This is a genomic window from Nocardia sp. CDC153, from assembly GCF_035818515.1.
GTDB lineage: Bacteria > Actinomycetota > Actinomycetes > Mycobacteriales > Mycobacteriaceae > Nocardia.
The window spans coordinates 432,306-446,322 of sequence record NZ_JAYKYU010000005.1 but is presented as its reverse complement, the minus strand read 5'-3'; the positions used below and the strand labels follow the sequence as shown (position 1 = coordinate 446,322).

Sequence of the window (14,017 nt, the reverse complement as noted above, 5' to 3'; positions counted from 1 at the left end):
CCACGGGGTGAATCCCGCGCCGGGGTGTGGGTAGGCTGCGATGTCGTGAGCCTGCCTGCACCCACCGCCGACAACCGTGCCGTCGTCACCGGAGCTTCTTCCGGGATCGGCGTCGCCCTCGCCGAAGAGCTTGCCTCGCGGGGTTACTCGCTGATCCTGGTCGCCCGGCGCGGCGATCTGCTGGCCGAGCTGGCGCAGCGGCTGACCGAGCGGTACGGCATCACCGCCGAGGTGCGCGCGGTGGACCTGTCCGACCGCGAGCAGCGCGCCCCGCTGGCCGAGGAACTGGCCGCCCGCGATATCGCGATCCTGTGCAACAACGCCGGCGTCGCCACCTTCGGGCCGCTGTCCAAGCTGGATCTGGACTACGAGCGCGCCATCATGGAACTGAATGCCGTTGCCGTGCACGACCTCACCCTGGCCGTGCTGCCCGGCATGCTGGAGCGGCGCGCGGGCGGTATCATGATCACCGGTTCCGCGGCGGGCAATATGCCCATTCCGCACAACACCACGTATTCGGCGAGCAAGGCGTTCGTCAACACCTTCTCCGAGTCGCTGCGCGGCGAGCTCAAGGGCACCGGTGTGCACGTCACGCTGCTGGCCCCCGGCCCGGTCCGCACCGACAATCCGGACCAGGAGGAGATGGGCAACAAGATCCCGGAGTTCATCTGGGTCACCGCCGCCCACACCGCCAAGATCACCATCGACGCGCTGGCCCGCAACAAGATGCGCGTGGTTCCTGGCCTGATCAGCAAGGGTATGAGCCTGGCCGGACAGTTCGGGCCGCGCTCGATCACCTCGGTGGTCGCGGGTGCCGCCTACAAGAAGCTGGGTGAGTGAACCCACTTCAAGGTCAACAACCCGTAAGGATCGCCGCGGCGATCGTCAAGGCCGCGTAGCCGGAGGTATCCCGGCCACCGGTACGGGCGTACTCCTGAGTAGGCCCCGCAGAAAGGAAAGCGGGGACGCCAACAGGAGACACCTTGACGCTGCTCGAGATCTTTCCGTCGCTGCGTGACGGGGGCATGGTGCCCCGCCTCGATCCGGCCATCTGGCCGGCCGAGACCCACTATGACGACGACGGGCGCATTACGGTCGGCGGGGTCGCACTGGCCGATATCGCCGATCAGTACGGCACTCCGACCTATGTCCTCGACGAGGGCGAGGTGCGCGGACGCTGCCAGGCGTACCGCAAGCGGTTCCCCGACGCGGAGATCATCTACGCGGGCAAGGCGCTGCTGACCCGGGCGGTGGCCGAATGGATCACCGACGAGGGTCTGTCCCTGGACGTGTGCTCGGCCGGTGAACTGGCCGTCGCCCTGTCCTCCTGGGCCGCGCCGGAGCGAATCATGCTGCACGGCAACGGGAAGCCGTTCGGCGAGCTGGAGACCGCCATCAACTGCGGGGTCGGGCGCATCGTCATCGACTCGCTGACCGAGATCACCTCGCTCGCGGCCCTGGCGAACAAGCCGCAGCGCGTGCTGCTCCGGGTCACCCCCGATATCGACGTGCACGGGCATCCCGCGGTTCGCACCGGGGTGACCGACCAGAAATTCGGTTTCCCGATCGGCGGCCAGGGCATCAAGGAGGCCGTGGATCGCATTGTGCGGCAACCGAACCTGGAACTCGTGGGCCTGCACTGCCACATCGGCTCGCAGATCTACGACACCTTCCCCTACGGCGAGGCGGTCCGCCGGATGATCGGCGAAATGGCCCGCATCCGTGACGAATTCGGCATCACCCTCACCGATCTGGATCTCGGCGGCGGGCACGCGGTCGCCTACCGCAGCGGCGACGCCGAAATGAACCTGGCCGAGCTGGCCGACATCGTCGAGGACTCGCTCGACGCGGCCTGCGCCCGGCACGGATTCCCGCGCCCGCAAATCGCTTTGGAGCCGGGGCGCGCCATCGTGGCCCGCGCGGGCGTCACCCTCTACCGGGTGCTGTCGGTCAAGCACGTGGAGGGCGGCCACACCTACGTGACCGTCGACGGCGGCATGAGCGACAACCCGCGCGTCGCCCTCTACGGCGCGCGCTACGACGCCGTCGTGGTCAACCGCCACCCCACCGGCCCGCACATGACCGCCACCATCGCGGGTCGCTACTGCGAGGCGGGCGACCTCCTCGCCCACGACGTCCGACTGCCCGCGGACCTGCGGCCCGGCGAGGTGCTGGCCATGCCCTGCACCGGCGCGTACCACCACAGCCTGGCCTCCTCCTACAACGGCGTCGGCCGTCCCCCCATCGTCGCCGTCCGCGACGGGCAATCCCGCGAACTGGTTCGCCGCGAGACGATCGACGACCTGATGTGCCGCGACATCGGCCACTGACGCCGCGTCCGTCCGGAAGAACCCTCCGTCATTCCGGCACGCTATTGGCCGGAATCCACCCTGCTGCGGTGGATCCCGGTCAAGAAGCATGCCGGGATGGCAAGGCCGCGGTGGCCATTGCGGGCGGGCAATCAGCGTTTGCGGGTGCCGAAGATGCTGCGGCTGATTTCGCGCCCCGCGACGGTGGCGGCCGAGCGGAGCAGGTTCTTGAAGGCGGGGTTGTTGACGATCTTCTCCGCCATGGACTCCGGCTCGGGGGCGGGCCGCGAGGAGCGGGAGGACTTCGCCGGGGGCTCGTCCTGTGCCTGTTGCTGGGCGGCGGCCAGTTTTTCGGCGAGGATCTCGTAGGCGGAGTCCGCGTCCACCGTGGTGCCGTACTTGCCGTACAGGCTGGATTGCTGTGCGCGGGTGCGGATCTGATCGTCGCCGATGGTGTCCATGAGTGAGCGCGGCGGCTGCATGCGCGCCCAGGCGACCGGGGTGGGCGCGCCCTTCTCCGACAGCACGGTCACGATGGCCTCACCGATACCCAGTGAGGTGAGGGCCTTTTCGAGATCGTAGGTGGCGGTCTTGGGGTAGGTGCGGACCGTCTTCGACAGGGCCGCCTGATCCTCCGGGGTGAACGCGCGCAGCGCGTGCTGGATGCGCGCGCCCAGCTGCGAGAGCACGGAATTCGGGATGTCCGTGGGCAACTGGGTGCAGAAGAAGACGCCGACACCCTTGGAGCGGATCAGCTTGACCGTCTGCTCGACCTGGTTCAGGAACGCCTTGGACGCGCCGTTGAACAGCAGGTGCGCCTCGTCGAAGATGAACACCAGCTTGGGTTTGTCCATATCGCCGACCTCGGGCAGGGTCTGGAACAGATCGGCCAGCACCCACATGAGGAAGGTCGAGAACATCTGCGGCCGTGCGGCTTGCGCGCCGAGCTCGAACAGGGTGATCACGCCCATGCCGCCCGCGGTGCGCATGAGATCGGCCGGGTCCAGTTCCGGCTCACCGAAGAAGGTGTCGCCGCCGTCGGCCTCCAAGTTCACCAGCGCGCGCAGGATCACGCCCGCGGTCTGCGCGGAGACGCCGCCGATGCCCTTGAGGTCCTCCTTGCCCTCGGGGCTGGTGAGGAACTGGATGACCGCGCGCAGGTCCTTGAGATCCAGCAGCGGGAAGCCGTTCTGATCCGACCAGTGGAAGATCAGACCGAGGGTGGATTCCTGGGTTTCGTTGAGCCCCAACGCCTTACTGAGCAGAATCGGGCCGAACGAGGTGATCGTGGCGCGGATCGGCACACCGATGCCCTCGGTGCCGAGCGAGACGAACTCACACGGGAAGCCCTGCGGTTTCCAGTCCGGGTCGCCGGTCTCCTGGGCGCGGGCGAGGAGCTTGTCATTGGACTGGCCCGGCTGCGACAGGCCCGACAGGTCGCCCTTGATATCGGCGACCACGACCGGCACACCGGCCGCCGAGAGCTGCTCGGCGATGCCCTGCACAGTCTTGGTCTTACCGGTACCGGTCGCACCCGCGACCAGGCCGTGGCGGTTCATGGTCTTCATCGGAATCCGCACGCGCGCATCGGGATGCACAGTGCCGCCGGTGATCACGGTGCCGAGTTCGAGGGCCAGGCCCTCCATGGCGTAGCCCGCCGCGATCTCCTGGGCGGCCGCCTCGTCCTTGTCGGCGGCACCGGCCTTCGGCTTCGCGGCCTTGGCTCCCGAATCGGCTTGTGCGGCAGCCGCCTCCGCCTTGTCCGCGGCCGCCGCCTTGCTGTCGGCATCCGCCTGTGCGGCCGCGGCCTGCTTCTCCGCGGCTTCCTGATCGGCCGCTTCCTTCTCCGCGGCCTCGGCGGCCGCCGCCGCTTCCGCCGCGATCCGCGCCGCCTCCTCCGCCGCCTTCCGTGCCGCCGCTGCCTTCTCCTGCGGGGTGGTCATCGCGCTTCCTCCGTCTGCTCTGCCAACTGCGACTGCCCTGCGATATGCGTGGAACTGCCCAACCAACATGCCGACCGCTCGTTTTGCGCGGATCTGCCGAGAACGATACTGCCCGGCCGGGCGGGCGAGCGGCCTCGACGCGGCCGGGTAACCGGGGCGGCGCGCCGCGAAGGGCTAGGGTTTGGCGGGTGAGCGATAAGTACGTGGTGTGGATGGACTGCGAGATGACGGGCCTACGGCTCGACAGCGACAAGCTGATCGAGGTGGCCGCGCTCGTGACCGACAGTGACCTCAATATCCTCGGCGAGGGCGTGGACATCGTGATCCACGCCGACGACGCCGCGCTGGCCGCCATGCCGCCGGTGGTGACCGAGATGCACGCCCGCTCCGGGCTCACCGACGAGGTCCGCCGCTCCACCGTGACGGTCGCCGAGGCCGAGCAGCAGATCCTCGACTACATCAAGCAGTACGTCCCCACCCCGCGCACCGTCCCCCTCGCGGGCAACTCCATCGCCACCGACCGCGGCTTCATCGCCCGCGACATGCCGACCCTGGACGCCCACCTGCACTACCGCATGATCGACGTCAGCTCCATCAAGGAACTGGCCCGCCGCTGGTACCCCCGCATCTACTTCGGCCAGCCCGAGAAGGGCCTGGCCCACCGCGCCCTCGCCGACATCCAGGAGTCCATCCGCGAACTCCAGTACTACCGCCGCACCGCCTTCGTCGCCCCACCCGGCCCCTCCACCGCCGAAATAGCCGCCGTGGCCGCCGAACTCTCCACCCCCGCCCAACCCCCCGTAAACCCCTCCTGAACAGCCGATTAGGTACTCGACCGGCCAACACGTTAAGCTCTACCGCGCCGGAAGTTACCGGCAATGGTGGCTGTAGTTCAGCTGGTAGAGCACCAGGTTGTGATCCTGGGTGTCGCGGGTTCGAGTCCCGTCAGCCACCCCACAAGGCCCAGGCCAGAGAAATTTCTCTTGCCTGGGCCTTCTGCTTATTTGACGTCTTTCCAACTTCTCACCAATGCTCGGCGGTCACTCGCGACCCCAGAACATGTTTCAGCTGAAGCCACCACCGGTGCGGATCGGATCTGCGGGACCGAGTCGTGGCATTACCGCCAGGCGCGGAGCAGATCCTCTGGCCCCCAGTGCGCGGCGATCGGCAGGTCACCTTCGACGCCCGATCTCGAGACCGCTACGAGTGAAGTATCGAGTTGGGTACCGGGAACGGCGAGTACAGCGCGGGCCAGGGCGTCGTAGTCGTGCCGGTCGAACGGTCGGTCCTCCAGCCATTTGATCGATCCGACGAAGTGAACCGCGCCGGCGACAGGCTCGCGGTCGGTGCCGATCAGGTCGATCTCGGGGTTGTTCTGCCGGTTCCACCAACCGCCCACCGCTTCGGTGTCGGGCCAGCGGTCATCAGGCAGTAAGCGCTGCAACGATTCTCGGATCACCGGCTCGATCGCGCGGCCTCGCCAGGTTGTCCACGATCGTTCGATGCGCTCCAAAGCCAAGTCTCCCCTGCCTCGTTCGACGAGCGGGATCGCGCGCTGCAGGAAGGCAAGCCAGAAGCGAAGGTACGAGTCGGCGATGCGGTACCGCTTGTTCTTACTGTCGGGCTTGGTCGACAGTGGGACATCCGCGGCCACGATTCGCTTGTCCTGCAAGGTATTCAGCAACGGGGTTAGCGTCCCTGCGGGCAAGGGCCCACCTCCCGAACGCGAAATATAGATCCGGTCTTACATAGATTCGATCTAAGTAAGGTTCAATCTATGTAACCCGGCCCACTCGGTACACGACAATCGCCTGCCGGCCCGCGAAGATAACGGGCCGGGCGCACATGACGATCAGGCGGACTGCACGGCCAGCTTCGACAGCAGGTAGGAAACTTGTTGCCGAAATTACTGGGCGCGGGCGGCGATTCGGCGGTCGATGACGGACAGGGCGAACTCTGACCAGCGAATGTTTTCCTGTTCGAAGGAGATGCCGCGCAGCAGGGTGAGGTAGGGGCCGATTCGGTCGGACTCCTCTAGATAGGCCTGCTCGCTGCGGCCGTTCAGCAAACGGGTGCGTAGGCGTTCGTAGCGGGCCAGTTTCGCCTTCGCCCAGTCCGATTTCTCGACCAGGGCGGCCCGCACGACGGGCGCGTCCTCGGGCTCCATACCCTGGATTTTCACCATCAGCTCGTCACGGATGGCGGTGGGTTTGGCGGGTTCGGCGATGAATGCGTGCAGGGCGGCGCGGCCGGCGGGGGTGATCGAGTGCAGGCGCTTGTTCGGGCGGCGCTCCTGCTGCACGACCCGGGTCTCGATCAGGCCCTCCGCTGCCATGCGCTCGAGCTCCTTGTACAGCTGTTGCGGGGTGGCGAGCCAGAAGTTGGCGACCGAGGCGTCGAAGCCCTTGGCCAGGTCGTAGCCCGAGGCCTCACCCTCGAGCAAGGCTGCCAGTACCGCGTTCCTCAGCGCCATCAGGTCAGGCTAGCAGCATGCGAGACTATTGAATTAGTTTTCTAATCACCTCTGGACATCCTGGGATTAGCGCCGCTAAGTTTCTCCTTCGATACTCAATTAGTTGAATACTGGAGAGTGCATGTACTTCCGCTATGTCGCCCTGGGTGACAGCCACACCGAAGGCGTGGGCGACGGCGACGACCGGACCGGCGTCCGCGGCTGGGCCGACCGGCTCGCCGAGCGCCTCGCGGAACTCAATCCGCAGTTGACCTACGCCAACCTCGCCATCCGGGGTCGCCTCGCCGCACAGGTGCACGCCGAGCAGCTCGACGCGGCGCTGGCATTGCGCCCGGATCTGGCGACGGTCCTCGCCGGGGTGAACGACCTGCTGCGCCCCGGATTCGACGCCGACGCGGTCGGCACACACCTGGACGCCATGTTCGGCGCACTCACGGCGCAGGGCGCGACGGTGGCCACCTTCACCGTCCCGGACATCACGCGGATCATCCCCATCGCGCGACCATTGCGCGGCCGGATCACCGCGCTCAACAACCACATTCGCACCGCGGCCGCCCACCACGGCGTCATTGTGGCCGAGACCGCCGACCACGACGTCGTCACCGATCCCCGCATGTGGAGCACCGACCGACTGCACTGCGCGCCCGCCGGACACCAGCGCATCGCCGCGGCCCTCGCCGAAGCACTACACCTGCCGGGCGCCGACAGCAGCTGGAGCCTGCCGCTGCCACCCCCGCCCGACCGTGACGCACTCACCGCCATCGCCAGCGAATTCCGCTGGGCGGCAGCCTTTCTCGGTCCGTGGCTGGCACGCCGCCTGACCGGAAAGTCCTCCGGCGACGGACGTACGGCTAAACGCCCTCTTCCACAACCGATTACCGCAAGCCAGTAAGAGGGAGTAGCGGGACCGACCGTGGCCGCGGTCATCTGATCGTGCGGGCGTGGCCCGCTTCGCTCACAGGGCGGAAGTCCCGAGCCGGGCGGCGAGCATCGGATGCACTCCAAAGTTCTTGGCTTGCAGACCGATCCGTTCAATGAACGCGGGCTGCGGTTCAGTGCCGGCAGAGCCAGTCGGTGCCGTAGTGGTCGGCGTTGCCACCTTCGAGGTGCACCCAGTGGCCATCGCCCTCGCAGGGGGCGCCTTCGACCCGGTCGGTGGCGGGTTGCGTTGTGGTGGTCGGTTCGACCGGCGCGGTCGTGGTCGTGCCCGGCCCTGCCCCGTGGTTGGGGTTGGTGCAGATCGTGCCCTCGCAGGGCACCCAGGTGCCGTCCCCGTTGGGGTTCTGGATGGCGTTCGGGCCGATGTAGCTGCCGACCGGACATCCCGGATCCTGGTTTTTCGCACAGTATTCGGCGCTGAGCCCGTTGCCGGTGGAGCCGTCGGCACCGCGCTTGCCGGTGGTGGGCTGCACGGGCGTCGTGGTCGGGGGTGCGGGCGTGGTCGAGGCGACACCGGAGGTGGTGGGCACCGGTGTGGTGCTGCTCGCCTTCGGCGCGGGCGTCGAATCATGGGAGCAGGCAGCGACACTCGCGATCAGAGCCAGGCCAGCGAACGCGATCAATAAACGCCTCATCGGTGACACCTTTCGAAGTGGTCGCGCCGTTTCACTGACGCGGGTTACTGGCAGACCGCGGCCTGGATCGAGTTGGCCAGCGGGAGAAGCGGGCTCGATGCTCCACCGGTGGCCTCGATCAGGATGACCAGGGGATAGGAGACGAGCGAGCACTGGGGCGAGGCCGGCGGCGGGGTGGCACCCGCGGTGCCGACTCCCGCAACGACGACTCCGGCGGTCAGAGTGCCCGCAATGGCAGCGGTGGCGAACAGTTTGCGCATGACAATCCCAACTTCCTCGAATGGAGCTTCCAACGATTTCAGACAACTCTCAGCAACTATCGACGCTCGAGCGGTGAATATTTCGTCGGCGACCGGCCAGATGCCCCATGTCTCAATCCATTCAGGTTGAGTCCTATATCACAGGATGTCAGTGGCGGAGTTGTCGGAAGAAGCCACGGATGTCGTCGACGAACAGGTCGGGAACTTCGAGGGCCGGGAAGTGGCCGCCTTCGGGGTGATCACGGAAGAAGGCGACGCTGTCGCCAGCGCCGAGGACCTTGCGGACGAGGGGGTCGCTGTAGAACAGGGATTGACCCTGCGGCACTGGGGAAGGCCCGCCCCAGCCGGTGTTCTCGGCGTGGGCCATCTCCCAATAGAAGTCGGCCGCCGCGGGCCCGGTCCGGGTGAACCAATACAGGCTCGCGGTGATCAGGACGTTCTCGCGACTGATGGGGGTTTCCGGGTTGGCCCACTCCACGAATTTCTCCGCGATCCAGGCCAATTGCAGGATCGGCGAATCCGCCAGTCCCGCCGACAGGGCATTGGGTTCGGTCGACTGCAACACTCGATAGCCCTTCATCTGCGCCCAACTGTGTTGCGCCGCTTCGAGTTGCTCGAGCTCCTCGGCGTCGAGCCCGTCGGGCACGGGCAGGTCCTCGCCGACCATGCCGAGCTGGAGCCGGTCACCATGGATATGCGCTCCGATCACCCGCTCGGGCAGCAACGCGGCCACCCGGCCGGTCACACCGGCACCGATGTCGCCGCCCTCGACACCGAAACGGTCATAACCCAACCGCGTCATCAGCTCCCCGAATGCCAGCGCGGTCTGATCGAGGTTCCAGCCGCGCGCCGAGAGCGGGCTCGAGAACACGAAGCCCGGCAGCGAGGGGATCACCAGATGAAACGCATCCGCCTGGTCGCCACCATGGGCACGGGGATCGGTCAACGGCCCGCTGGCGGCGAGGAATTCCACGAACGAGGTCGGATAACTGTGATTGAGCAACAACGGGATCGCATCGGGTTCGGGTGAGCGCAAGTGCAGGAAATGAATCCTCTGCCCATAGATCTCGGTCACAAAATGCGGCAGTGTGTTCAACTCGGCTTCGTGGGCACGCCAATCGAACCCGTCGGCCCAATAGGCGGCCAACTCCCGCAAATAGTCCGGAGCAATACCGTGGTCCCACCGATCCCCGGCCCCCGGCACCGGAAACGGCAAGCGAGTCCGCGCCAAACGGTCACGCAGATCATCGAGCTCAACCTGCGGAATCTGAATCCGAAAGGAATTGATGTCAGCGTTCATGCAGCTCAACCTAGAACCCGACCAGGCCAGAATCTGTCCTACTTCATCCGACCGCAATCGTGTCCCCCACCACACCCACATCAGCTTCCCGAGATGGGCCTCCCCGCTGTCACCAATGTCATGACCCACAACAACTAAGGCAGCGGAATTGGCGGGAAACTGCCCTCCGGCAGCGATTTGTGCACGAATAGGCCCATCGCACCGAAACATGGCCTAGCGCCGCGGAGCTCGGCGATGGGAAAACCGGCTACCTCGTTGATCCGGTCGCGCGAGTGGTCTGATCGGCTGAATTCGTGTGGGTGGTGGGAATGGTCTCTGCTGCCTGCACGCTTCGTATCCGAGGTGCCCGCGCCGTGGCGAAGGTGATGGCCCAAGCCGTGCCTGCGACGGCGGCCAGCGCGGTGCCGCCGAGGATGAAGCCGCGGGCTGGCGAAGGCGCGATCAGCACCGGGATGATCGCCATACCCGCGGTGCCGGCCGAGCGCATCACGGTGTGGTTGACCGTGATCAGCCGTAGGCGAGTGGGTTGCGGGTATGCGGCCAGTCGGGTACCCAGGGCAATCGAGATGAAGGGGGTCACGAACCCCGACATCGCGGCGAATACCAGTATCAGGGCAAGGCTTTGAGCCGCGCCGGTCGCGACCATCAGCCCGCCGGCCGTCGCCCAGGCCAGACAGAAACGCGGCAGAAATGCGGTCCTCCAACGGATTCGGGCGGCGGTGAGATTTCCTACGAGTGCTGCACAGCCGGTTACGGTGAGTACCGATCCATAGGCTGAGGGTCCCGCACCGATCTGCTGTACGAGCAGCAGCGGCAACCCGATAGCCGGCAAGGCGGTCAAGAACAGACCGGCCGCGTGAACAGTGAATGCAGCACTGAGCTCAGGCCTCTCACGCAGCAACGCCCGCGCTGAAGCACCCCGGGTCGGCGGTTCGGGCACCTCGGCAGGTTTAGGTATTGCACGGCTCGCGGAGTCACCGACAGCCAGGTACAGCAACGCCACTACTGATACCGTGAATGTCATTGCGTCCGCGATGAACAGCGCCGACACCGGAATGGCCAGAAGCAGGACACCGGCTAGTGCGGGGCCTGCGATTCGCGCGATCCTGCCATTGAGATCCATTGCCGCCACCAACGCGGGCCGCTCGTTCTCGTCCACCAGATCAGGCACCAGGGCACCGAGCGAAGGATCGAAGACCGCGGCCATCACTCCGAGCAAGGCCGTAGTGGCCAACATGGCGGCCGTCCCGCCGACCGCCCAGAGCAACGGCATCACGAGAACCAGAGCAGCTCGCACCACGTCGATGGCAGCGAGAGTCCGAAACGCCGCGCACCGCTGCAGCAGACGTGCTCCAAAGATGCCGATAACGATGAACGGGATCGACTCGGCGATAGCGACCGCGCCCATGACAACCGGGCCACCACGTTCCAAAGCCAGCCACATGATCGCCAGTGCGTAGAACCGATCGCCCAGGACCGAGAGCAGCTGTGCCGACCAGATTGCCAGAACCCGGCGGCGGCGAAACAGCATCAGCGGCACAGCGGAGCAGGCTAGCTCATCGGTCGGCGACAATCCGCGCGCCTTCGAGTTCAGGTGTGTCCCAACCAGTTCCCAAAGATTGGCAACAGCCGTGGAACCCACGTCATTACCTCCGCCGACGGGCATGCACCAAACCGCAGCCGCAGCCAGGCGTTTCCAACCTTCGAATGCTGTCGGCGTGTCGCGGCGTGCCACGCCGACGAGTTGGTGGCGCGGATATCCAGGTAGCAACTAATCGTCCAGCGCCGAAGCGGTTCTGGGGTGGCGGTGGATGGCCGTCGTCGTGCGGTGATGGCGGATTGCGCGATTGTGCGCTGTCGACGAACGGGGCGATTGTCTTGCACAGCAACCGAATTGGTGGCCATCGCGAGTCTTGACCGGGCTGCTCGGAGCGCAAACGATTGTTATCGGGACCGAATTGGTTCGTGAGATCGATCGAAATCGAAGGAGACCGCTATGTCGTCTCTCAGCCGCTATGTGTCGCTGTTCATGCTCGTCCTTGCTGTGGCGATCACCCTGGTGCTGGCCAATCCGATGGTGAGCATGGCGCTGGCCGACCCGGGGCGCGTTCACTTCTGATTCAGGCGTTCAGCCGCCAGGCCCAGGCCGGAGACACTTCTCTCGCCTGGGCCTTCTGCTTGTAGGCGATCGGCTACAGTGACCCCGGCCGTATTGCACATGAAAGGCGTTACCGATAAGAGAGGAGCGCCGGTGAAGATTGCGTTCGTCGGCAAGGGTGGCAGCGGTAAGACGACGTTGTCGTCCTTGTTCATTCGACATCTCACCGAACAGGGGCTGCCCACCCTGGCGATCGACGCGGATATCAACCAGCATCTGGCGGCGGCGCTGGGGGCGAGCGAGGAAGAGGCGGTGACGCTGCCGACGCTCAGCGAGAGTCTGCCGCTGATCAAGGAGTATCTGCGCGGGGACAATCCGCGGATCGCGTCGGCGGCGGCGATGATCAAGACGACACCGCCGGGGGCGGGGTCGCGGCTGTTGAAGGTGGTGGAGGACAACCCGATCTATGCCGCGTGCGTGCGCGAGGTCGGGGGCGCGCGGCTCATGGTGACCGGTCCGTTCGCCGAGGAGGATCTCGGGGTGGCCTGCTACCACTCGAAGGTGGGAGCCGCGGAAATCCTGCTCAACCACATGGTCGACGGGCCCGGCGAGTACGTCGTGGTCGACATGACCGCCGGGGCCGACTCTTTCGCCTCCGGATTGTTCACCCGCTTCGATCTGACCGCGCTGGTGTGCGAGCCGACACTGCGCAGCGTCGGCGTCTATCGCCAATACCGCGCCTACGCGAAGGATTTCGGCATCCACATCGCCGTGGTCGGCAACAAGATCTGCGATGAGGACGATCTGTCGTTCCTGCGCGAACAGGTCGGCGAGAACCTGCTGTGCTGGGTCGGACGCTCCACCCATGTCCGCGCGGCCGAGCGCGGCGACATCCGCCCGATCGCCGACCTCGAACCCGACAACACGCACGCCCTGGCGACGATCCGCTCCACCCTGGACTCGATCACCCGCGACCCGGTCGCCTACCAGCGCCAGGCGGTCGACTTCCATGTCCGCAACGCCAAGGCATGGGCCGGGGAAGACCTTGTCGCCCAGGCCGATCCGGACTTCGTACCGTCGGACTGGATTGCCACGGCATAGGTGTCCGACGGCGAGGGAACCGGCGCGAATCCTTGGCCGAAAAAGCGGGATTCGTGGCTCGTCAGGCGGGGCGGACGAATTCTGTGATGCCGCAGGATGATCCGGCGTCGAACATCTACTCGAAGGAGTCTCGAATGCCTACCATCACAACGTCCGACGGTGTGGACATCTACTACAAGGACTGGGGCAGTGGGCAGCCCATTGTGTTCAGCCATGGCTGGCCGTTGTCGTCGGACGACTGGGATGCGCAGCTGATGTTCTTTTTGAACCACGGGTTCCGGGTGGTCGCGCATGATCGGCGCGGTCATGGGCGGTCGGCTCAGGTCGATCACGGTCACGATATGGATCACTACGCCGATGATCTGGCCGCGGTTGTCAATCATCTCGATCTGACCGACGCGGTGCATGTCGGTCACTCCACCGGCGGTGGCGAGGTGGTGCGCTATCTCACCCGTCATGGGCAGGACCGCGCGGCCAAGGCCGTGTTGATCAGCGCCGTGCCGCCGATCATGGCCAAGACCGCCAATAATCCTGGCGGACTGGACAAGTCGGTGTTCGATGACATTCAGCTGCAGGTTGCGACCCGCCGGTCGGACTTCTTCCGCACGTTCGCCGAGGGGCCGTTCTACGGCTACAACCGGCCCGGCGCGCAGCCGTCGGAGGGCGTGATCGCCAACTGGTGGCGTCAGGGCATGTCCGGCGGCGCCAAGGCGCACTACGACGGTGTGGTCGCGTTCTCGCAGACCGATTTCACCGAGGAACTCACGAAGATCACCATCCCCACCCTCGTCATGCACGGCGAGGACGACCAGGTGGTCCCCATCGACAACACCGGCGTCCGCTCGGCGGAACTGCTGCCCAACAGCACCTTGAAGACGTACCCGGGCTTCCCCCACGGCATGCCGACCACCGAGGCCGCCACCATCAACGCCGACCTGCTCGCCTTCATCCGCTCCTGA

General features: G+C 66.1%; 14 protein-coding genes and 1 tRNA gene. 8 read left to right on the top strand and 7 right to left on the bottom strand.

What is annotated here, in order from left to right:
* Positions 1–45 precede the first annotated feature (45 nt).
* A complete protein-coding gene (cmrA, locus tag VMT65_RS28775) occupies positions 46–840 on the top strand; it encodes a mycolate reductase (RefSeq protein ID WP_326311619.1) in 795 nt (264 codons plus the stop codon).
* 143 nt (positions 841–983) lie between these two features.
* Positions 984–2,330, top strand: coding sequence for a diaminopimelate decarboxylase (lysA, locus tag VMT65_RS28770; RefSeq protein ID WP_326311618.1), 1,347 nt, complete (start codon positions 984–986; stop codon positions 2,328–2,330).
* A 131-nt stretch (positions 2,331–2,461) separates the two neighbouring features.
* Here lysA and VMT65_RS28765 read toward each other — a convergent pair whose 3' ends face one another.
* A complete protein-coding gene (locus tag VMT65_RS28765; protein WP_326311617.1) occupies positions 2,462–4,252 on the bottom strand; it encodes a helicase HerA-like domain-containing protein in 1,791 nt (596 codons plus the stop codon).
* 188 nt (positions 4,253–4,440) lie between these two features.
* Here VMT65_RS28765 and orn point away from each other — a divergent pair, with 188 nt between their 5' ends.
* A complete protein-coding gene (orn, locus tag VMT65_RS28760) occupies positions 4,441–5,067 on the top strand; it encodes an oligoribonuclease (RefSeq protein WP_326311616.1) in 627 nt (208 codons plus the stop codon).
* A gap of 66 nt (positions 5,068–5,133) precedes the next feature.
* A tRNA-His gene (locus VMT65_RS28755) sits at positions 5,134–5,209 on the top strand.
* 160 nt (positions 5,210–5,369) lie between these two features.
* Here VMT65_RS28755 and VMT65_RS28750 read toward each other — a convergent pair.
* Positions 5,370–5,936 carry a DUF234 domain-containing protein gene (locus VMT65_RS28750; protein WP_326311615.1) on the bottom strand — a complete coding sequence of 189 codons (567 nt, stop codon included), beginning with the start codon at positions 5,934–5,936 and terminating at the stop codon, positions 5,370–5,372.
* Positions 5,937–6,158: 222 nt separating this feature from the next.
* Positions 6,159–6,725, bottom strand: coding sequence for a PadR family transcriptional regulator (locus tag VMT65_RS28745; RefSeq protein WP_326311614.1), 567 nt, complete (start codon positions 6,723–6,725; stop codon positions 6,159–6,161).
* Between the two features lie 103 nt (positions 6,726–6,828).
* Here VMT65_RS28745 and VMT65_RS28740 point away from each other — a divergent pair, with 103 nt between their 5' ends.
* On the top strand, positions 6,829–7,617 hold the full coding sequence (locus tag VMT65_RS28740; RefSeq protein ID WP_326311613.1) for an SGNH/GDSL hydrolase family protein: 789 nt from the start codon (positions 6,829–6,831) through the stop codon (positions 7,615–7,617).
* A gap of 160 nt (positions 7,618–7,777) precedes the next feature.
* On the opposite strand, the gene VMT65_RS38485 is transcribed toward VMT65_RS28740, so the two are convergent.
* The 4 genes from VMT65_RS38485 to VMT65_RS28720 form a co-directional block, all read right to left on the bottom strand.
* Positions 7,778–8,299, bottom strand: coding sequence for a hypothetical protein (locus tag VMT65_RS38485; protein WP_442790319.1), 522 nt, complete (start codon positions 8,297–8,299; stop codon positions 7,778–7,780).
* Between the two features lie 44 nt (positions 8,300–8,343).
* Positions 8,344–8,559, bottom strand: a complete 216-nt coding sequence (locus tag VMT65_RS28730; protein WP_326311612.1) for a hypothetical protein — start codon at positions 8,557–8,559, stop codon at positions 8,344–8,346.
* A 148-nt stretch (positions 8,560–8,707) separates the two neighbouring features.
* Complete coding sequence (locus VMT65_RS28725; RefSeq protein WP_326311611.1) at positions 8,708–10,069, bottom strand: epoxide hydrolase family protein; 1,362 nt, start codon at positions 10,067–10,069, stop codon at positions 8,708–8,710.
* Positions 10,070–10,106: 37 nt separating this feature from the next.
* Positions 10,107–11,501 (bottom strand): MFS transporter, encoded by a 1,395-nt coding sequence (locus tag VMT65_RS28720; RefSeq protein WP_326311610.1) that lies wholly within the window; start codon positions 11,499–11,501, stop codon positions 10,107–10,109.
* Between the two features lie 354 nt (positions 11,502–11,855).
* Between VMT65_RS28720 and VMT65_RS28715 the strand changes: the two genes are divergently transcribed.
* From VMT65_RS28715 to VMT65_RS28705, 3 genes are all read left to right on the top strand, one after another.
* Complete coding sequence (locus VMT65_RS28715) at positions 11,856–11,978, top strand: hypothetical protein (protein ID WP_326311609.1); 123 nt, start codon at positions 11,856–11,858, stop codon at positions 11,976–11,978.
* A gap of 132 nt (positions 11,979–12,110) precedes the next feature.
* Positions 12,111–13,058 (top strand): ATP-binding protein, encoded by a 948-nt coding sequence (locus VMT65_RS28710; RefSeq protein ID WP_326311608.1) that lies wholly within the window; start codon positions 12,111–12,113, stop codon positions 13,056–13,058.
* A gap of 134 nt (positions 13,059–13,192) precedes the next feature.
* Positions 13,193–14,017 carry an alpha/beta fold hydrolase gene (locus tag VMT65_RS28705; protein WP_326311607.1) on the top strand — a complete coding sequence of 275 codons (825 nt, stop codon included), beginning with the start codon at positions 13,193–13,195 and terminating at the stop codon, positions 14,015–14,017.

Bases quoted from the DNA above. Each gene is read 5' to 3' on its own strand.
- VMT65_RS28765 (WP_326311617.1), bottom strand. From the start codon at position 4,252: ATGACCACCCCGCAGGAGAAGGCAGCGGCGGCACGGAAGGCGGCGGAG.
- VMT65_RS28745 (WP_326311614.1), bottom strand. From the start codon at position 6,725: ATGGCGCTGAGGAACGCGGTACTGGCAGCCTTGCTCGAGGGTGAGGCC.
- VMT65_RS38485 (WP_442790319.1), bottom strand. From the start codon at position 8,299: ATGAGGCGTTTATTGATCGCGTTCGCTGGCCTGGCTCTGATCGCGAGT.
- VMT65_RS28730 (WP_326311612.1), bottom strand. From the start codon at position 8,559: ATGCGCAAACTGTTCGCCACCGCTGCCATTGCGGGCACTCTGACCGCC.
- VMT65_RS28725 (WP_326311611.1), bottom strand. From the start codon at position 10,069: ATGTTTCGGTGCGATGGGCCTATTCGTGCACAAATCGCTGCCGGAGGG.
- VMT65_RS28715 (WP_326311609.1), top strand. From the start codon at position 11,856: ATGTCGTCTCTCAGCCGCTATGTGTCGCTGTTCATGCTCGTCCTTGCT.
- VMT65_RS28705 (WP_326311607.1), top strand. From the start codon at position 13,193: ATGCCTACCATCACAACGTCCGACGGTGTGGACATCTACTACAAGGAC.